General features: G+C 68.8%; 16 protein-coding genes and 1 tRNA gene. 8 read left to right on the top strand and 9 right to left on the bottom strand.

The features are described 5' to 3' along the window. Positions 1–3: 3 nt before the first annotated feature. Together ACEN2M_RS07430 and ACEN2M_RS07435 are read right to left on the bottom strand one after the other, a co-directional pair. Positions 4–591 carry an FHA domain-containing protein FhaB/FipA gene (locus ACEN2M_RS07430; RefSeq protein ID WP_441647472.1) on the bottom strand — a complete coding sequence of 196 codons (588 nt, stop codon included), beginning with the start codon at positions 589–591 and terminating at the stop codon, positions 4–6. Further along, positions 588–1,334: an FhaA domain-containing protein gene (locus ACEN2M_RS07435; RefSeq protein ID WP_441647473.1), complete on the bottom strand. Its 747-nt coding sequence runs from the start codon at positions 1,332–1,334 to the stop codon at positions 588–590. The genes ACEN2M_RS07430 and ACEN2M_RS07435 overlap by 4 nt, the downstream gene beginning before the upstream one ends. 217 nt (positions 1,335–1,551) lie before the next feature. Here ACEN2M_RS07435 and ACEN2M_RS07440 point away from each other — a divergent pair. Next, a tRNA-Leu gene (locus tag ACEN2M_RS07440) sits at positions 1,552–1,635 on the top strand. A 338-nt stretch (positions 1,636–1,973) separates the two neighbouring features. Beyond that, positions 1,974–2,909 (top strand): aldo/keto reductase, encoded by a 936-nt coding sequence (locus tag ACEN2M_RS07445; protein ID WP_441647474.1) that lies wholly within the window; start codon positions 1,974–1,976, stop codon positions 2,907–2,909. Between the two features lie 5 nt (positions 2,910–2,914). On the opposite strand, the gene ACEN2M_RS07450 is transcribed toward ACEN2M_RS07445, so the two are convergent. Both ACEN2M_RS07450 and ACEN2M_RS07455 read right to left on the bottom strand, forming a co-directional pair. After that, complete coding sequence (locus tag ACEN2M_RS07450) at positions 2,915–4,402, bottom strand: hypothetical protein (protein WP_441647475.1); 1,488 nt, start codon at positions 4,400–4,402, stop codon at positions 2,915–2,917. 76 nt (positions 4,403–4,478) lie between these two features. Further along, positions 4,479–5,882 (bottom strand): hypothetical protein, encoded by a 1,404-nt coding sequence (locus ACEN2M_RS07455; protein WP_441647476.1) that lies wholly within the window; start codon positions 5,880–5,882, stop codon positions 4,479–4,481. A gap of 158 nt (positions 5,883–6,040) precedes the next feature. On the opposite strand from ACEN2M_RS07455, the gene ACEN2M_RS07460 reads away from it, so the two are divergent. Continuing rightward, the gene (locus tag ACEN2M_RS07460; protein WP_441647584.1) at positions 6,041–6,493 is read left to right on the top strand and encodes an S-ribosylhomocysteine lyase; all 453 of its coding nucleotides are present in this window, start codon (positions 6,041–6,043) and stop codon (positions 6,491–6,493) included. Continuing rightward, positions 6,490–7,260, top strand: a complete 771-nt coding sequence (gene mtnN / locus ACEN2M_RS07465) for a 5'-methylthioadenosine/S-adenosylhomocysteine nucleosidase (protein ID WP_441647477.1) — start codon at positions 6,490–6,492, stop codon at positions 7,258–7,260. Before ACEN2M_RS07460 ends, mtnN begins: the two co-directional genes overlap by 4 nt. Positions 7,261–7,393: 133 nt before the next feature. Here mtnN and ACEN2M_RS07470 read toward each other — a convergent pair whose 3' ends face one another. The 4 genes from ACEN2M_RS07470 to ACEN2M_RS07485 all read right to left on the bottom strand — a co-directional run bounded on the left by ACEN2M_RS07470 (position 7,394) and on the right by ACEN2M_RS07485 (position 12,736). Further along, entirely contained in the window at positions 7,394–8,500 is a 1,107-nt protein-coding gene (locus ACEN2M_RS07470; RefSeq protein WP_441647585.1) for an alcohol dehydrogenase catalytic domain-containing protein, read from the bottom strand. Positions 8,501–8,707: 207 nt separating this feature from the next. Beyond that, complete coding sequence (locus ACEN2M_RS07475) at positions 8,708–9,265, bottom strand: DUF4287 domain-containing protein (RefSeq protein WP_441647478.1); 558 nt, start codon at positions 9,263–9,265, stop codon at positions 8,708–8,710. A gap of 229 nt (positions 9,266–9,494) precedes the next feature. After that, on the bottom strand, positions 9,495–12,011 hold the full coding sequence (locus tag ACEN2M_RS07480; RefSeq protein ID WP_441647479.1) for a glycoside hydrolase family 65 protein: 2,517 nt from the start codon (positions 12,009–12,011) through the stop codon (positions 9,495–9,497). After that, a complete protein-coding gene (locus ACEN2M_RS07485) occupies positions 12,008–12,736 on the bottom strand; it encodes an HAD family hydrolase (protein WP_441647480.1) in 729 nt (242 codons plus the stop codon). Before ACEN2M_RS07485 ends, ACEN2M_RS07480 begins: the two co-directional genes overlap by 4 nt. Before the next feature lie 407 nt (positions 12,737–13,143). Here ACEN2M_RS07485 and ACEN2M_RS07490 point away from each other — a divergent pair, with 407 nt between their 5' ends. Beyond that, the gene (locus ACEN2M_RS07490; RefSeq protein ID WP_441647481.1) at positions 13,144–13,434 is read left to right on the top strand and encodes an FmdB family zinc ribbon protein; all 291 of its coding nucleotides are present in this window, start codon (positions 13,144–13,146) and stop codon (positions 13,432–13,434) included. A gap of 37 nt (positions 13,435–13,471) precedes the next feature. Continuing rightward, entirely contained in the window at positions 13,472–14,728 is a 1,257-nt protein-coding gene (gene fmdA / locus ACEN2M_RS07495; RefSeq protein WP_441647482.1) for a formamidase, read from the top strand. A 22-nt stretch (positions 14,729–14,750) separates the two neighbouring features. On the opposite strand, the gene ACEN2M_RS07500 is transcribed toward fmdA, so the two are convergent. After that, positions 14,751–16,286: a DHA2 family efflux MFS transporter permease subunit gene (locus tag ACEN2M_RS07500; RefSeq protein ID WP_441647483.1), complete on the bottom strand. Its 1,536-nt coding sequence runs from the start codon at positions 16,284–16,286 to the stop codon at positions 14,751–14,753. 160 nt (positions 16,287–16,446) lie between these two features. On the opposite strand from ACEN2M_RS07500, the gene pnuC reads away from it, so the two are divergent. Both pnuC and ACEN2M_RS07510 read left to right on the top strand, forming a co-directional pair. Beyond that, on the top strand, positions 16,447–17,085 hold the full coding sequence (gene pnuC, locus ACEN2M_RS07505) for a nicotinamide riboside transporter PnuC (RefSeq protein ID WP_441647484.1): 639 nt from the start codon (positions 16,447–16,449) through the stop codon (positions 17,083–17,085). A 39-nt stretch (positions 17,086–17,124) separates the two neighbouring features. Further along, positions 17,125–18,207, top strand: coding sequence for an AAA family ATPase (locus ACEN2M_RS07510; protein WP_441647485.1), 1,083 nt, complete (start codon positions 17,125–17,127; stop codon positions 18,205–18,207). Positions 18,208–18,210: the final 3 nt, after the last annotated feature.

Below are 18,210 nucleotides of genomic sequence, written 5' to 3' on the forward strand. Positions count from 1 at the left end.
GCACTACCGCCGAAGCTCGAAGCTGGTCGCACCGATCTTGACGGTGGTCTCCAACGGCACCGAGGTGGGTACCGTCACGCGTTTGCCGCTCAGGAAGGTGCCGTTAGTGGAGTCGAGGTCCTGCAGCATCCAGTCGTCGTGCCAGAGCATCAGACGCGCGTGGTGGGTGGAGGTGTAGTCGTCACGGATGACCAGGCTCGAATCGCTCGAGCGGCCGATGGTGATGGGCTCCGAACCGAGCGGGAACTCGGTGCCTGCCTTGGGCCCTGAGGTGATGACCAGGCGGGTGGCGGTCTGCGTGGTGGCCTTCTGCGGGCCGGCCGGAGCGGGCGCCTGCTGGCGGGAGAGCTGCTCGGTGGGCGCGGACGCCGAGGCCGAGGGGGCCTGCGCGAACGCTCCGGCGGGAACGGGCGCGGGCGGCGGGGTGGCGAACGGCACGGCGGCCGCTGCGGGCGCATCCGTGGACATCTTGCGCACCCGTTGACCGAACAGGTCACTGCGGAGGGCGTAGACGATGCCGAAGATGAACAGCCAGAGCACCAGCAGGAAGGCCAGGCGCAGCACAAGCAGGGTCAGTTCACTGGGATTCATGTGTTCGGCCCCCAGAAACCGCCCATGTCGTGCCGCTGGGTGGACTCGTCGACGCGGCGGGCCTCGGCACGGTCGGTGCCGGCCTGGGCGACGACCCTGAAGACAATCCGGGTGCGGCCGATCGTGATGATCGAGTCGGGTTCGAGGATGGCCTGTTTCACCGAGGCGCCGTTGAGCTGGGAACCATTGGTGGAGCCGAGGTCGCGCACCTGGGCGCGGGCACCGTCCCAGATGATCTCGACGTGACGCCGAGAGGTGCCGGTGTCGTCGATCGTGATGTCGGCATCCGAACCGCGGCCGATGACGGTGCGGGACTTGATCAGCGGGTGCCGGTGACCGTTGATGTCCACGACCGGAGTCCAGGCGACGGTGCCCTTGACCGAGGTGGAGTCGACCTGCACCATGCCCTCGCTGAGGCCGGGGTCGTTGGCGAAGGCGATCGATACGGCGCCGGTGAACTGGTAGCCCTGTGAAGCGGCGTGCTGTTGCACGAGCTGGCTGAGTTCGTCGATGAGGGCGGTGCCCAGATCGGTCATGCGGCGGTAGTCGGCTTCGGCCAGGCGAACGGTGAACCGATTGGGCGCGAGGATGCGGTCACGCGAGACGACCGCGGCTTTGGTGTCAAGCTCGCGGCGCAGCGCCGAGGTGATTTCCACCGGCTGCACGCCCGACTTGAAGGTCTTGGCGAATGCGCCGTTTACGGCGCGCTCAAGACCTTTCTCAAAGTTATCCAGTATGCCCACAGGTCTCCCGATCCGGTCCGTTTGGCTATGTGCATGTTACTTGGCCCACGTGTTAACTCGCCCAATGGGCAAGGTCGGGGCACGGGAAGTCATCCTACGGGGGTACTGGTGCCAGGCCACTAATGGGGTGGGTTGCGGTCGGCTTCGACGGGCAAGAGGCAACCCATCTGCGTCGAATGGCGTTGGAGGCCTGGGGAATGCTAGGATTTCCAAGTTCGCGCGAGTGGCGGAATTGGCAGACGCGCTGGCTTCAGGTGCCAGTATTCGAAAGGATGTGGGGGTTCAAGTCCCCCCTCGCGCACAGTACGTAAGTGCACGATGGATACATAATCTGCGCGAACAGGAAAGGCCCCCGGGAAACCGGGGGCCTTTCGTCTTTCTCGGCGCATCCGCAGGCGGACCCGCGGCCCGAAATGAGGAAGAAGTGACTTAAAAAGGACGGGATCGGGCGCAGCGTCCGTATTTCCGGCCTTTGTCCTCTTAAGCGTGCGTCGGCGCATTGACCCTCCCGGGTTCTCAATGGCATCGACGCATGTTGTTGTACTTCTGGCGCACGCCTCAATACGGTGGAATGACACCGCAGCGGCGCGAGCTCGATCGTGCAGCACCCGCCTCGGTGCATCACCTGAGAGGACCACTGTGAAGCGTTTCACCATGCCCGGTACCGAGATCGTCGCCCCGAATGTTGTGCTCGGCCTGATGCGGATCCAGGAGAAGACCGACGACGAGGTGCGCGAACTGGTGCGCACCGCCCGTGACGCCGGCATCGACTTCCTCGACCACGCGGATGTCTACGGCAGCGACCTGCACGGCTGCGAACGCCGGTTCGCCGAGGCGATGCGGCTGACGCCGTCGCAGCGGGACGAGCTGACCATCCAGACCAAGACCGGGATTGTGGGGGAGGGGCCGTACTTCGACTTCTCCTATGAGCACATCATCGAGTCCGTGGATGGCTCGCTGGCCGCGCTTGACACCGACCACATCGACATCCTGTTGCTGCACCGCCCCGACGCCCTGGTGGAACCCGAAGAGGTCGCCCGGGCGTTCGACGAGCTGGAGGCGGCCGGCAAGGTTCGTGCCTTCGGCGTCTCCAACCACACCCCGCGCCAGATCGACCTGCTGAAGAAGCACGTGCGCCAGCCACTCGTGGCCAATCAGCTGCAGCTGTCGATCACCCACGCGCCGATCATCGCGCAGGGCGTGGCGGCGAACATGGCCGGCGAGGAGCAGTCCCTCACCCTCGACGGCGGCGGGATCCTGGACTACTGCCGACTGAACGACATCACCGTGCAGGCCTGGTCGCCGTTCCAGGCGGGCTTCTTCACCGGGGTGTTCCTGGGCTCGACGGAATACCCCGAGCTCAACGCGGTCATCGACCGCCTCGCCGCGGCCTACGACGTTCCCGCGATCGCGATCGCCACGGCGTGGATCACCCGGCACCCGGCCCGGATGCAGGTTGTGCTCGGTACCACCAGCCCCGAGCGGGTGGCCGGGGCCGCGCTGGGCTCGGAGATTCCGCTCACCCGCGCCGAGTGGTACGAGATGTTCCGCGCCGCGGGCTACCGGGTGCCCTGAGCCGGCTAGTCCTCGACCGTGAAGCCGAGGAGGGCGCCGGGGGAGGCGACGATCAGGTGTCCGCCGCCGGCGTCGACTCCGACCATCCGCACCGCCCCGATCGAGAACGTGTCGCTGAGCTCGCCGGCCTCGTCGCAGCCCTGGAGGTCGAAGCCGCCGGGGAAAGGCCGGGTCTCGCCGAGACCCGGATACAGGACGACGAGCGGCTCCCGCTTGACGTTGCAGGCGTAGACGGCCTCCGCCGAAGGCTGGGTGCGGTCCCCGGTGATGACGTTCACGATTGTCGACTCGCCGTCGATGAGAATGACCCTGTCGGCGGAGGACGAGGCGAAGGTCACCTTCTTGTCTTCGCTGGTGCCGTTGTAGTCATCGCCGCCCAGCGGCAGGGTCCAGTCGATCTCACCCGTCGCCACGTCGACGCCGACGAGATCGACGTCGAAGTCGGTGCTGGCGGAGTCGTAACCCGATCCATCCGACTTCTTGACCACAGACGTGGTGCCGGAGTTGAAGACGCAGAGGGTGCGCTTGCCGTCGGCCCGGGCTTCTGCGTCAACGTACAGGTCACAGAAATCGGCACCGTCGATGCTCCACACGGTTGCACCGGTTTCTGGATCCAACGCGACGACGCTCCGCTGGGTGGCGTCGGTGGTGAACTCGGTGGCCTCCGCACGGGAGGCCTCGAACGCACCTCCGCTGCCGATCAACAGGCCGGTGGTCGTCTCCTCTACCCAGGCCCAACCGCCGTCGGAGGAGGTGCCCGCACCGAAGACGTCCTGGTAGGGGCGTTCCCAGAGAATTTCGCCGTCGGCGCTGCTGCCGAGCATCTCGGTGCCTTCCGGGGGTCGGCTGTCGGTGGAGTAGACCCGGTTGCCGAGCAGGCGCGCCGAGTCCGGCAGTACCAGGTCGGTGTCCGGGGCGATCTCGCCACCGGCGGTGCTGAAGCGGTAGTTCAGCCGGCCGGCGTCGTAGGCGGTCTGCTTCCAGCCCGTGAGGCAGATGTCGGTCTCGTCGGCGCAGGCTGACGGTCGGCTGGTGGCCCAGACCCGGTTGTCGGTCAGCGGAACGACGGTTCCCGTGGTGAGGTCCGCCAGCACCAGGTCCTGCCAGTCCCTGTCGTCGCCAGGGCGCAGGTAGGCGGCGTAGTGCTTGTCGCCGTCGCTGATGATGGTGGCCGAGGCTTGCACACCGACAGTCACCGCACCGGTCACGGCACTGTCGGCCCAGAGCGGTTCGCCGGTAGCGGCGTCCCAGGCCTCGACCTGCAGTGAGCCGGAGGACGCCTTCGTGTAGGCGAGAACCACCCCGTCCGCCACGACGGGGTCGCCGACCAGGGACGCGTCGACGGTCCAGTCCGGTGTGGCCACCTCGTCGAGCTCCCGAGCGGTGACATCGGCGGCGCTTTCCGGGATCAGGCTGGTGCCTGGCGTGCAGCCGGTGAGAGCCACCAGCAGCACCAGGGCCGCGATCGGCAGCGTGGACGTGGCTCTGAACATGGTTTCCCCCGAATCCCCCCTGGCGCGATCACCAAGGCTGCAAGTATGGCGCATCCGCCCAGGCTGGGTGACTGACCTATCGAGAGCGCACGCAGGGCGCCGTGGCGTTGATGGCGATGCCGGCGGCGGTGCCGCGGATCGACAGGGTCTCCAGGCTGCCGTCCGGCACGGAGTAGAAGTCGGTTCCCATCGCGCGGTCGGAGCGGGAGAAACCACCGATCTCCCAGGCCGTTGTGATCGCGTCGAACGCCTCGTCGGCGTTGTCGGCGATCTCGAAGATCGGGATCACGACCGAGCCCGCAACCTGCTCGTCGGAGCCGTCGGAGCCGTCGGTGCAGGGAGCGGTGGCGACCGCGGCCGGCCCGCGGATGCCCGCGGTGTCGCCGGCGGCATCCAGCAGTGCCGTCACCAGGGTGAGGTCGTCCGCAATCCGGGTGGCCGCATCCGCCGGGTCGACGACGGCCGGGGGAGTGGCGCCGGGCAGCCCGGCCAGCCGGTCGTCGGGCTCGGCCGAACCGAGCGGCAGACCCAGGTAGCCGCTGACGGTCTCGGTTGAGCCGGTGGCCGCAGAGACGTCGAAGGAGGCCAGCGGGAGGCCGTCGACCTGGGTCTGAGAACCATCGAGCGTGGTGAGGAGTCCGGCCACATCGTCGATGTCTCCGGGCGCGGCCACCCGCACGCTCAGGTTCGGCCGCCACGCTGCGGAGTCCATGAGACTGTCGCCACCGTTGAAGCGCACCGACGTGACCGACCGGTCGGTGCTGAGCTCGGTGAGAAACCGGACGAGGCCGGTTCCGGGCGAGGTGGGGTCGATCGTCAGCGAGGAATTCTCGCCCGAGCCCGCCGCCGGCGCGGTGAGGGTGACCGCCGGCAGGGCTCCGCTGCCGAAGTCGGGCAGCGCCCGGATGGTTGTCGTCAGCTCGGCCCAGACCGCGGCCGATTCGACGTTGATGGCGACGGGCTCGCCGTGCTGGAACACCGATACCGACAGGGTTCCGGGCAGGTCGCGCAGGGCGAGTGCAGCATTGGCCATCGGCTCGGGATCGAGGCTGGTGATCACGCCGATGCCGGGCGGCGAGAAGCTCAGCGACACATCGGCGGCGCCCTTCTCGCCCGGAATCCGCACGACGGAACTCATCGAGACGGTGCCGTTCCGCGTGGCCGAGGCGACCGAAACGGCCAGGGCCGGCACGTCCACGCCCTCGTTGTCGGCCTGCACCGTGAATTGGGCGTCCCATAGGTCCGGGTCGGTGGCCAGTGCGCCATCCTGGGCGTCGCTGCGGCTGACCCGGAGCTCCGCGGTCGCATTGGCGACGCCGGGGGTGGCCCGGATCTCGGTCAGAGCCTCGTCGACCACGGCCCTGATCTCCGCGGGCGCCCCGGTGGCCAGCCCGGCCCAGGGCGCACACCCCGTCAGCGCCAGCGTGAGCGCGAGGACCGTAGCGCCGGCCGTCATCCTGATGAACCCCCGTGTTGTCATCGGGCCAGTATCCCGCACCCGCCCGGGCGGCTGTGCCTCGACGCCGGCTGTGCGGGAAACACTCCCGGCCGGCTCAAGGCCTGCCTGTTACTGTCGATTGGTCACCTCGAACCGAGCTGACACCACCGTCTTGAGGAGATCCCGTGAACCAGCCACGCATGAACGTCGAGTCGTTCAACCTCGATCACCGCACCGTCGTCGCGCCATACGTGCGCCTGGCCGACACCAAGGTTCTGCCGCTGGGCGACGTCATCGTGAAGTACGACGTGCGGTTCACCCAGCCCAACGTGGCCCACCTGGAGATGCCGGCGGTGCACTCGATCGAGCACCTGTTCGCCGAGCACTCCCGCAACCACTCTGCGCGCGTCATCGACTTCTCGCCGATGGGCTGCCAGACCGGTTTTTACCTGATTCTGCAGGGCCAGCCGGAGTACACCGAGGTGCTCGAGCTGATCGAGGCCACCATGACCGACATCCTCGGCGCCACCGAGGTGCCCGCGGCCAACGAGGTGCAGTGCGGCTGGGGCGCGAACCACTCGCTCAGTGCCGCCCAGGACGCCGTGACGGTGTTCCTGGACGGCCGCGCGGGCTGGGCCAACGTCACCGCATGAGCACCGACGACTCCAGCCTTGAGCCCGGCCCGACTGACGCCGGCAGCGTTGACGCGATCATCCTGGTCGCGATGGCGGAGGAGGCGGCGCCGTTCCTCGCGGCCGCCGCTGCCGCCGCTGCCGCCGCGCCACCGGTCAGCGTGGGCAGGGCCCTGCAATACCGGCTGACGCTGGCCGGGCGAAACGTGCTGCTGGTGCAGGGCGGCATCGGGCTGGTCAACGCGGCCGGAGCGGCGACATCCGCGATTCTCACCGCCCGCGCGGGGCATCCCGGGGCCACGCCGCTGGTGATCAGCGCCGGGTCGGCCGGCGGGGTGGGCGTGCAGGTGCAGGTGGGTGAGGTCGTGATCGGCCACGAATACCTGAGCAGCGACGCGGATGCCCGGGCGTTCGGCTACGTGCTCGGCCAGGTGCCCGGCATGCCGGCCCGATACGCCGGCGATGCGGCGGCACTCACCGCCGCCGAGAGCCCGACCCGGATGCCCGACGGCTCGGCCCTGGTCGTGCAGCGCGGGCTCATGGTCTCCAACGACAAGTTCGTCGGCGCGGAGCTGGCCGAGAGCCTGCGCGAGGAGTTCCCCGGGGTGCTCTGCACCGATATGGAGTCCGAGGGCATCGCGCAGACCTGCTTCGCGCACGGTGTGCCGTTCGTGGCCATCCGGGGCATCTCGGACCTGTGCGGTCCGGTGGGCGATCACCTCACCCACGTGGACGACGCGGCCGAACGCTCCGCCGTGGTGGTCCTGGAGACCCTCCGCCACCTCTAGGCGGCTCCGGCGCGGGCTTCGGTCGCGGCTAACTGTTGCCCGTGCGGACATGTGCACCCGGTGTGCCGGGTGCAGTTGTCCGCACCGGCACCAGTTGCGGCAGGGCGGCTGACCCGGGAGCCGGGCGCGTGGCTCAGTCGAAGAGGATGATCTGGCGCACGGCGTTGCCGTCGGCCAGGGTGTCCATGCCCTCGTTGATGTCGTCGAGCCGGATGTGGCTGGAGATCAGGCTCTCCACGGGCAGTTTGCCCTCCCGCCAGAGCTGGGCGTAGAACGGGATGTCCCGCGCGGGAACTGCGGACCCGAGATAGCTGCCGATGATCGTGCGCGCCTCGGCGGTGATCGTGAGCGGGGACACCGACGCGAGTTGATCGGCCGCGGGGAGCCCGACCGTGACGGTGGTTCCGCCCGCGGCGGTGATACGCACGGCCGTTTCGAAGGCCCGGGGATGCCCGGCCGCCTCGATGACGACGTTCGCCCGGATGCCCTGCTCGAGCGCCTCCGCGGGGGTGTAGACCGCCCCGGCACCGAGCGTGCGGGCCTGATCGAGTTTTGCGGGCACCGAGTCGACGCCGATCACGCCCGCAACGTCGAGGGAGAGCGCGGTGATCAGGGCGGCCATGCCGACGCCGCCGAGCCCGACGACGGCGACGGTGTCGGTGGGGCCGGGCCGGCCCGCGTTGATGACCGCGCCGCCGCCGGTGAGCACGGCGCAGCCGAGGACGGCGGCGATGTCCGGTGGCACGTCGTCATCGACGGGCACCACCGAGAAACGGTTGACCACGGCGTGATCGGCGAAGGCCGAGACGCCGAGGTGGTGGTTCACCAGGCTGCCGTCGTGGGTGAGCCTGCGGCCGCCGCCGAGCAGAGTGCCCGCATTGTTCGCCTCACTGCCGGGGATGCAGGGCAGTTTGCCGTCGGTCTGACAGCCGGCGCAGGCGCCGCAACGGGGCAGGAACGCCATCACCACGCGTTGGCCCACCCGAAGGTCACCGACCCCGGCGCCCAGCGCCACCACCCGGCCGGCCGCCTCGTGGCCGAGCAGCATCGGGGTGGGACGCACCCGGCTGCCGTTGACCACCGAGAGGTCGGAGTGGCAGAGGCCCGCGGCCTCGATCTTGACGAGGATCTCGCCGGGGCCTGGACCCTCGAGCTGCAGGTCGAGGATCTCCAGCGGCCTCGACGACCGGTAGGGCCTGGCGGCACCGGTGGCCGTCAGGACGGCCCCGCGGATGGCCAGCGGCGGCCGGGCGCGGTCGGCGGGAAGGACGGGTGCGACGACGGTGTCGGAATCCACGATGATCTCCTTGCTGAGGGGTGCTCATCCAGTATCGCTGGTGCGCCTGCGCCTCCGCGAAAGCGGGGCTGTGGTCACCTCGAGCGACCTGAAGCAGCCACGAGGCCGCTCTCGCGGGCTCGGCGGGCTACGCGGCGGGCTACGCGGCGGCTACGCGGCGGTTTCGTAGGCGCGGCGCAGCCAGTCGAACACCTCGGCGGTGAGGTCGGCCGGGTCGGCCAGGCGCAGGCGGTGGGTGACCATGCTGTTCCAGCTGCCGGATGCCTCCAGCGCCTCGGTGCCGGGCACGCCGGGCAGCTTGAGGCCCAGGTCGAGGCGACTTGCGGTGACCTGCACGATCGCGAACTTGCCGCCACCCTTCCGCAGGCTGATGTAGGTGTTGGTGGGTGCCAGGTTCACCTCACCGAACTGGCGGGCGTGAGCCAGCAGGGCGTCGTAGGTGCCGCGCCAGTGCGCCCTGGCGCCGGTGAACTGGGCGTCGACCTTGTCGTTTACCGACAGCCGCTGGCCGGGCACCTGGCCCAGCGCCGAGACGAGGGCCATGGCGTGACCGGAGCCGAGGCCGTAGTCGGCCTTCAGCCAGGCGACGATGTCGGCGGTCTTAACATCGGGACCGAGCAGCCCTCGCTCGGCGGCGAGCCGGTGGAAGTCCTCGGGGCCGAGGCCGGTCTTGGCCTTGATCGAGTCGAAATACGCCTGAATCGTCATGCGGATCCTTGCAACGGGTGGCCTCGGCCACGGGCTAACTTCGTGGCCACACCGTATCAGGATCGCGGATCGCGGGCACGTCGCGAGGGGTTTTACTGAGCGGGAGCTTCCCGTTGGTCGAGCTTGTCGAGACCTGGTGACCCACCGGTTGTCGAGTGGTTCGGACAGAGAAAGGGCCGCGCATCCGCTCGCTGGTGCGAAACGGAGGCACGGCCCTCTGGCGCGAACGCTAGTCGAGCGTGGGCATCTGCTCGGTGATGTGCGCGATCGTGGGGATCGACGACGTGATGACGGTGCCGTCAGCGCGCCGGCTGCTCTCGATGAGCGCCGCCGTGGGAGCACCCGGGTCGCGAGCGCCCTGGTGCGACAACGGAACCGTTTCCGGCTGACCGGCCGTCACGACGACCTGCAGGCCGCGCACGGTGAGGCGCGCTTCGGTGCCTTCTTCGAGGCTGAGGTGCACGCTGGTCTGCGTGATGGCCACGCGCAGTCGGCTGCCCTTCAGCGTGACCCGGAAGATCAGCTCATCCCAGTCCTCGGGCAGGCGCGGGTCGAGCGTGATGCGCCCGCTGTGGTCGCGCAGACCGCCGAACCCGAAGACCAGTGCGCTCCACACCCCACCGGCGGACGCGACGTGCACGCCGTCCTGCGCGTTGTGGTGCAGGTCGGCGAGGTCCACGAACAGCCCGGAGGTGAAGTAGTTCAGCGCGAGCTCGTGGTAACCCACCTCGGCGGCGATGATCGACTGCACCACATCCGACAGCGTGGAGTCGCCGGTGGTCAGCGGGTCGTAGTAGTCGAAGTCGGCGCGTTTCTCTTCCGGGGTGAACTGGTCGCCCTGCAAGAGCAGCGCCAGCACCACGTCGGCCTGCTTGAGCACCTGGAAGCGGTAGATCACCAGCGGGTGGTAGTGCAACAGCAACGGCCGGTTCTCCGGCGGCGTCGCGGCCAGGTCCCAGCGTTCCTTCTCGAGGAACTGGGCGTCCTGCGGGTGGATGCCGAGGGTGCGGTCGAAGGGAATGTGCATCGCCTCGGCGGCGAATGACCATTCCATCACCTCGGCCTCGTCGAGCTTGAGCCTGGCGCACATGGAGTCGAACGACGCCCGGTCCACCGAGTACAGCCGGCGCACGCTCTTCACGGCGGCGCGCAGATTGGAGCGGGCCATGATGTTCGTGTACAGGTTGTCGTTGACGACTGTGGTGTACTCGTCGGGCCCGGTGACGCCGTGGATGTGGAACACGTCGTTGCCGTTGCCACGCCAGAACCCCAGGTCGGCCCACATTCGAGCGGTCTCCACCAGGATGTCGATGGCCTCGCGGGCGAGGAAGTCCTCGTCACCGGTGGCCGCGACGTACTGGCTGAGCGCATAGGAGATGTCGGCGTCGATGTGGTACTGCGCAGTGCCGGCCGCGTAATAGGCGCTGGATTCGAGGCCGTTGATGGTGCGCCACGGGAACAGCGCACCCAGCTGGTTGAGCTCGGTGGCGCGGGCGCGGGCGTGGTCGAGCAGGCCGTGCCTGAACCGCAGCGCGTTCCTGGCCGCGTTCGGTGAGGTGTAGGTGAGGAACGGCAGCACGTAGATCTCGGTGTCCCAGAAGTAGTGCCCGCCGTAGCCGGAACCGGACACCCCCTTGGCCGAGACGCCCTGGCCGTCGGCGCGCATGGACGCCTGGGCGAGCTGGAAGAAGTTCCACCTGGTGGCCTGCTGCAGGGCAGGCTGGCCGGTCAGTTCGACATCCGTGCGGGCCCAGAACGCGTCGAGCCAGTCGCGCTGCTCCTGGATGATGGCGGCGACGCCGGTCTCCTTGGCGCGGTCGAGGGTGCGGTCGCAGCGGTCGGCGAGCTCGTGCGTGGGCACCCCGGCGGAGGTGTGGTAGCTGAGCAGCTTGGTGATGCGGATGGGGTTGCCCATCTTGGCCTTCACCTTGTAGACGTGCTTGGCGAGGTCGTCGCCGAGCTGCGACGACTCGTCGAAGTCGTTGATGGTGTCGATCGAGTGGTCAGACGCCGTGGCGATGGTCATGCCCGAGTTCGTGCACCGGAAGCCGAGGATGTAGCGGCCGTTGTTGGCGCGCTTGAACCGCGGCTGCAGCACCCGGTCGGTGAACGACTCCGCGCGGCGAGGATCCCAGTCGTTGGCAGAGCCGGACTTGGGCCGGTCGTACTCGCCGATGCCGTCCTGCCGGTTGAGGGTCTGGCTGGAGATGACGACTGATGCGTCGGAGTCGAGCATCGTGACCTCGTACTCGAGCACGGCGAGGTGGCGTTCGGTGAACGAGACCAGGCGGCGCGAGCGGATGAGCACCTGCTTGCCCGACGGGGTGCGCCAGACCAGCGAGCGGGACAGGATGCCGTCGGCGAAGTCGAGCCGGCGCTCGTAGCTGAGTAGTTCGGCCAGGGTGAGCACGAGGGGCTCGTCGTCGACGTAGATGCGGATGATCTTCGCATCCGGGGCGTTGACGATGGTCTGGCCGACCCTGGCGAAACCGAACGCCTCTTCGGCGTGCCGGATGGGCCAGGTCTCGTGGAACCCGTTGATGAAGGTGCCGTGCACGTGGCCGTCGCGGCCCTCGTCGACGTTGCCGCGGAGGCCCAGGTAGCCGTTGCCGACGGCGAACAGGGTCTCGGTGCGGCCCATGTCGTCGCCGGAGAAGTCGGTCTCCACCAGGGCCCATTCGTCGAGCGGGAACCGGCTGCGGTCGAGCGGATCGGCGAGGTTCTGGACTGTCGCGTCGAGGGTCATGCGTGGACTCCGCTCGGGGTGAGGACGGTGCTGCCGATCAGCGGCAGGAGCTCGTCGAGGTCGGTGACGACGGTGTCGGCCCCGGCTTCGAACAGCACGTGCGAGCCGACTCCGCGGTCGACGCCGAGCACCAGGCCGAAGTCGCCGGCGCGGCCGGACTGGATGCCGGACTCGGCGTCTTCGACGACAACGCACTGGGCGGCGGTGAGGCCGAGCAGTTCGGCGGCGAACGCGTAGGTGTCTGGCGCGGGCTTGCCGGCGAGCTTCTCGGCGCGGGCGCGCACGCCGTCGACGACGATCTCGAACCTGTCACGCAGGCCCGCGGCGGTGAGCACCATCTCCCCGTTGAGGGAGCTGGTGACCACGGCGACCTTGAGGCCGGCCGCGACGACGGCGTCGAGGAACCGGAGGGAACCCGGATACGGGCTCACGCCGTCTTCGGCGAGGGTCTCGTTGAAGGCCTTGTTCTTGCGGTTGCCGAGCCCGCAGACGGTTTCGAGCTCAGGCGCATCCGTGGGCTCGCCATCGGGAAGGGTGAGGCCGCGGGAGGCGAGGAGGGAGCGCACACCGTCGTAGCGGGGTTTGCCGTCGATGTAGGCGAAGTAGTCGGCGTCGGTGTACGACTTGACGTCGTGAGATGCAAGGAACGGCGTGAACAGTCGCGACCAGGCGCTCATGTGCACCTCGGCGGTGGGGGTGAGAACCCCGTCAAGGTCGAAAAGCACGCCGCGCGCGCCCAAGACCCGGTCTCGGGTCTCAGCGGGCGTAAGGGGGGAGTGGGGGGAAGTCAATGTGGAGCCCTGCTTGGTAGGTGCGTGAAGAAATGGCTAAAACCGGGTAGTCGAGCTTGTCACTTGCACTGTGGATCACGAAATGCTTGGGGGTGTCAGCGCGGGTCAGGGAGACGCAGCTCGTGCATGTCGATCCTAGGTCGCGGACCTGTCCAACGTGGTGCCGAAGTGTTAACGTTCTGTTGCAAATCTCCCCGCTTCGAGCGAATCAGCCGGTCCCGTGCCGTTGTTGACTTCGGGTGTCACCCCGAATATGTTCACACGACGGTCCAGAACCAGGTCAGGAAGCGCACCAGCGATGCTGCGACACCGGGAGAAGACGACGATGCAGTGGACAACCCGTGCCGATATATGAGTTCAGATGCGACGTCTGCGCCCGTTTCGAGCAGACGCACCCGATGGGTTCGGCCCCGGAGAGCGTCGCCTGTCCCACCTGCCGAGCGCCCGCCCGCCGGCTGATGAGTGCCCCCCACCTGTCTGCGGCGGGGTCCGCCGCGTTCGGCCTGATCGACTCGTCTGCGCGCAGTGCCTCCGAACCGGAGGTGGTCGAGTCCGCGCTCCCGGGGCGACGGCCAGGCTCCGGTGCGCAATTCACGGCCAATCCGCTCCACAGGAAACTGCCGCGCCCGTAGTTCGCCTACGCCCGGCACCGAAAAAGAGGGGTTCCACATGCCAGAGCAACTGTTCCCGTTGGATTCGAGCAGGAAATTCGAAGACCAGGAGAAGGTGGGGCACAACCGGTGGCATCCGGAGGTCCCGCCGGTCGCAACCGTCAAGCCAGGCAGCTCCTTCAGGGTCGACTGCCGGGAGTGGTTTGACGGCGCGATCGTCAATGACGACTCGGCCGAGGACATCCTCAACGCCCCGCTGCTCACCGTGCACAAGCTCAGCGGACCGTTCGCGGTGGAGGGAGCGAAGCCGGGCGACCTCCTGATCGTGGACATCCTGGACGTCGGCGCCATCCCGCAGGAGGATTCCGGCCCCCTCGCCGGTCAGGGCTGGGGATACACCGGCATTTTTTCCCGGAACAACGGCGGTGGCTTCCTTACCGAGCAGTTCCCGGATGCCTACAAGGCCATCTGGGACTTCACCGGGCAGGTGGCCTCGTCGCGGCACATCCCGGGAGTCTCGTTCACCGGACTGATCCATCCCGGCCTGATGGGCACGGCCCCCTCGGCGAAGCTGCTCGCCACCTGGAATAAGCGCGAAGGTGCCCTCATCGCCACGGACCCGCACCGGGTGCCGCCGCTGGCGTTGCCGCCGGAGGCGGAACATGCGGTGCTGGGCAGCCTGCCCGAGGCCGAGTTCGCCAGGGTGGCCGGTGAAGCGGCCCGCACGGCCCCGCCGAGGGAGAACGGCGGGAACCAGGACATCAAGAACCTGTCGAAGGGGAGCCGGATCTTCTACCCGGTGTTCGTCGACGGCGCGAACCTGTCCCTGGGCGACCTGCACTTCTCCCAGGGCGACGGTGAAATCACCTTCTGCGGTGCGATCGAGATGGGCGGCTTCATCGACCTGCGCGTCGACATCATCCGCGGCGGCATGGAGACCTACGGGGTGGGGGAGAACGCGATCTTCCTGCCGGGCACCGTCGACCCGCGGTTCAGCCAGTGGCTGGCCTTCTCCGGCACCTCGGTGACCCTGGACGGGGAGCAGAAGTACCTGGACTCGCACCTGTCCTACCAGCGGGCCTGCCTGCACGCGATCGACTACCTGACGAAGTTCGGCTACAGCCCGGAGCAGGCCTACCTGCTGCTCGGGGCCGCGCCCATCGAAGGCCGCCTTTCGGGTGTCGTGGACATCCCCAACTCCTGTTCGACGGTGTACATCCCCACGGCCATCTTCGACTTCGACGTGCGGCCGTCGGCGGCCGGGCCGTTCCAGATCGAGCGGGGAATCGGAGCACCTCGGGCTGCCAACCGGTGACCCGGGCTCGGCGGGCTTTCGGTCAGTGCGCCATCATCGGCGCATCGTGCCCGTCGCTGACCGACGGGGCCGGCCGGCGGATGAAGAACGCAAGCGGGATCGCGAAGAGCGAGATGATCGCACCGTAGAGGAACGCGTTCTGGGTGCCGGCCGCGGTTGCGGCGACCTCGCCGGCGCCGTTGGCCACCTGCGTCGCCGCCGTGGAGGACATCACCGTGACGAACAACGCCGTGCCCGCCGCCCCGGCCAGCTGCTGTGCGGTGCCGACGATGGCGCTGCCGTGGGAGTACAGCCGCGGCCGCAGGGCGCCGAGCGCGGAGGTGAACAGCGGGGTGAAGAGAAAAGCCAGGCCGAAGCTGAGCGCCACGTGGGCGACGAGCACCCACCAGAACGGCGTCGTGGCGGTGAGCATGGTGAGGAACCAGAACGCGCCGCTGACGATGATCGAACCGGGCACGAGAAGCACCGTGGGACCGAACCGGTCGTAGAACCGGCCGACGAACGGGGAGAGCAGGCCCATCGTGAGGCCTCCCGGCAGCAGCAGCAGACCGGTGGTGAGGGCATCCAGGCCCAGCACGGTCTGCATGTAGATGGGCAGCAGGATCAGGGTGCCGAACAGGGCCATCATGCTCACGGCGAGCATCACGATGGCGACGCTGAAGGTGCGTGAGACGAAGGTGCGCAGGTCGAGCAGGGCCCGGTCGGTGCGCTGCAGCGCGATCTGACGCCAGACGAACAGGGCGATCGCCACGACGCCGATACCCAGCGGCACCAGGCCGGCGGCGGCGCTGCCCGTGGCCGACTCGCCGAGGTTGCTCAGGCCGTAGACCAGGCCACCGAAGCCGAACGCCGACAGGATCACCGAGACGATGTCGAGGGGCACCCGGGTGGGCGTGGTCACATTCTTGATGCGCGCGGCGCCCAGCGCGAGGGAGCCCAGCGCGATCGGCAGCACCAGGATGAACATCCAGCGCCAGTCGAGCACACTGAGGATCAGGCCGGAGATGGTGGGGCCGATCGCCGGGGCGACCGAGATGACGATAGAGATGTTGCCCATGGTCTTGCCGCGGGCGGCCGGGGCCACCAGGGTCATCACGGTGGTCATCAGCAGCGGCATCATGATGGCGGTGCCGGAAGCCTGCACCACCCGGCCCACGATCAGCACGGCGAAGCCCGGTGCGATCGCGGCGATGAGGGTGCCGATGCTGAACAGGGTCATCGCGGCCAGGAACACCGGGCGGGTGTTGAACCGCTGCAGCAGGAAGCCGGTGATGGGGATCACCACGGCCATGGTGAGCATGAACGCGGTGGTCAACCACTGCGCGGCGCCGGCCGTGATGTTCAGGTCCTTCATCAGGTGCGGCAAGGCCACACCCATGATGGTTTCGTTGAGGATCACGACGAACGCCGAGACCAGCAGCAGCGAGATGACGAGTTTGGTGCCCGCGGCATCCGGGGTGTTGCCGGTCGGGGCGGCGCTGTGGGGGGCGGCGCTGGATGCTGCGGGGCCGGCTGCGGGGCCGGGAGCGGTGCTGGTGGCGGTGGTGGAGTCGGTCATCGGGGTCCTAACGAACGGGCACTGGTGCGACCCCACTATGAGGTACCCATGCTTCAACCAGAATGCGCCGGTTATGTTCCCGAATCGGACAATTGCATCCGGTACACCGGGTGCACTTGTCCGCACGGGCAACAGTTGTGGGTCTTTTAGGATGGGGAGCATGGGGGAATGGCTGATCGACAACTGGACCGAGGTTTTGGGATTCGGAACCGGGGCCGCGTGCGTGTTCCTGGCCGCTCGCCGCAACATCTGGAACTTCCCGCTCGGCATCGCGAACAACCTGGTCTTCATCGTGCTGTTCTTCGGTGCCGCCCTCTACGCCGACCTGGGCCTGCAGATCGTCTACCTCGTGCTCGGGGTGATGGGCTGGTACGGCTGGTCGCGGCACCGGGCCGCCGACTCCCGCGCCCTGATCACCCGGATGCCGCGGCGCGCGATCGGCCCGCTGGCCCTGGCCGCGGTGGCCGGCACCGCGATCATCGCCTACGCCCTGCACAGCTACACCGACTCCACCACCGAGATCGCCGATGCCGCCACCACGGCGGTGAGCCTGGTCGCGCAGTACATGCTCAACCGGCGCTGGCTGGAGAACTGGTTCGTCTGGATCGCCGTCGACGTGGCCTACGTGGGACTGTTCCTCTACAAGGGGCTGAACATCACCGCGGCGCTCTACCTGCTCTTCATCGGGCTCTGCGTCTTCGGGCTGCGCGGCTGGATGCGGGCCAGGGCGCGGCAGGGCAGCGACACCGAAGCCGTCGCGCCCCGCGAGCCGGTGCCGGCCGGCCCGGCCGGCGGTTGACCCGTGCCGACTCCCGCGCCTGCTGCGGTGCCTGCCGCGGTGCCTAATGCCGCCGCGTCGCCGGCCCGCTTTCGGCACGGCCTGGTGCTCGGCAAGTTCTACCCGCTGCACGCCGGGCACTCGGCCCTGATCCGCACGGCACTGGCCCGTTGCGACGCTGTCACCGTGCAGTTGCTCGGCGCCAGCCAGGAGTCCATTCCCCTGAGCGTGCGCGAACAGTGGCTCCGCGAGGAGCACCCCACCGCCCGCATCAGGTGCGCCATCGACGACGCCCCGGTGGACTTCGACTCCGCCGACGCCTGGGAGGAGCACATGGTGCCGATCCGGGCCCTGCTCGACGCCCCGGTTGACGCCGTCTTCTCCAGCGACGGCTACGGCGCCGAACTCGCCCTGCGCCTGGGCGCCGAATGGGTGCAGGTCGACCCCCATCGTCGGCACACCCCGGTGTCGGGCACCGCGATCCGGGCGGATGTGCCGGGGCACTGGTGGGCGCTGGCCCCCGCCGTGCGCGCCTGGCTGACCCCCCGCGTGGTGGTGCTCGGCGCCGAATCGACCGGCTCCACCACCCTCGCCGAGGCCCTCGCCGAGCACTACGACACCCTGTGGGTGCCCGAATACGGCCGGGAACACAGCGAAACCCGGGCGGGCGGGCTGGAGACCCCGTGGCGAAGCGACGAGTTCGACCTCATCGTGGACCGGCAGATCGGCTGGGAGAACGAGTACCGGCGCCGGGTGCCGCGGCCGCTGCTGATCTGCGACACCGACGTGCTCGCCACCACCCTGTGGCACGAACGCTACGTGGCGCCCACCCCGGCCGCGCTGCGGGCGCGCGCCGCGGCGCATCCGCCCGCCCTCTACCTGCTCACCGGCGACGAGATCCCGTTCGTGCAAGACGGCATGCGCGACGGGGAGCACATCCGGCACGCCATGCAGCGGCGCTTCCGCGAGACCCTGGCCGGCCAGGCGGTGCCGTGGCTGGAGGTGACCGGGTCGGTGCCCGAGCGGGTCGCCCAGTCGGCCGCGGCCATCGACCGGATGCTCGCCGACGCCTTCCACTTTGCGCTGCCGCTGGAGCAGCAGGCGGCACTGGCGCTCGCCGATCCGGCCGGGCCCGCCCGATAGGCT

Source organism: Cryobacterium sp. W22_MBD10_FK3, assembly GCF_052113745.1.
Taxonomy (GTDB): Bacteria; Actinomycetota; Actinomycetes; order Actinomycetales; family Microbacteriaceae; genus Cryobacterium.

What these genes read in the sequence shown, in the direction of transcription:
- ACEN2M_RS07430 (WP_441647472.1), bottom strand. Translation starts at nt 591, where the DNA reads ATGAATCCCAGTGAACTGACCCTGCTTGTGCTGCGCCTGGCCTTCCTG.
- ACEN2M_RS07450 (WP_441647475.1), bottom strand. Translation starts at nt 4,402, where the DNA reads ATGTTCAGAGCCACGTCCACGCTGCCGATCGCGGCCCTGGTGCTGCTG.
- ACEN2M_RS07455 (WP_441647476.1), bottom strand. Translation starts at nt 5,882, where the DNA reads ATGACAACACGGGGGTTCATCAGGATGACGGCCGGCGCTACGGTCCTC.
- ACEN2M_RS07460 (WP_441647584.1), top strand. Translation starts at nt 6,041, where the DNA reads ATGAACGTCGAGTCGTTCAACCTCGATCACCGCACCGTCGTCGCGCCA.
- mtnN (WP_441647477.1), top strand. Translation starts at nt 6,490, where the DNA reads ATGAGCACCGACGACTCCAGCCTTGAGCCCGGCCCGACTGACGCCGGC.
- ACEN2M_RS07475 (WP_441647478.1), bottom strand. Translation starts at nt 9,265, where the DNA reads ATGACGATTCAGGCGTATTTCGACTCGATCAAGGCCAAGACCGGCCTC.
- ACEN2M_RS07480 (WP_441647479.1), bottom strand. Translation starts at nt 12,011, where the DNA reads ATGACCCTCGACGCGACAGTCCAGAACCTCGCCGATCCGCTCGACCGC.
- fmdA (WP_441647482.1), top strand. Translation starts at nt 13,472, where the DNA reads ATGCCAGAGCAACTGTTCCCGTTGGATTCGAGCAGGAAATTCGAAGAC.
- ACEN2M_RS07500 (WP_441647483.1), bottom strand. Translation starts at nt 16,286, where the DNA reads ATGACCGACTCCACCACCGCCACCAGCACCGCTCCCGGCCCCGCAGCC.
- pnuC (WP_441647484.1), top strand. Translation starts at nt 16,447, where the DNA reads ATGGGGGAATGGCTGATCGACAACTGGACCGAGGTTTTGGGATTCGGA.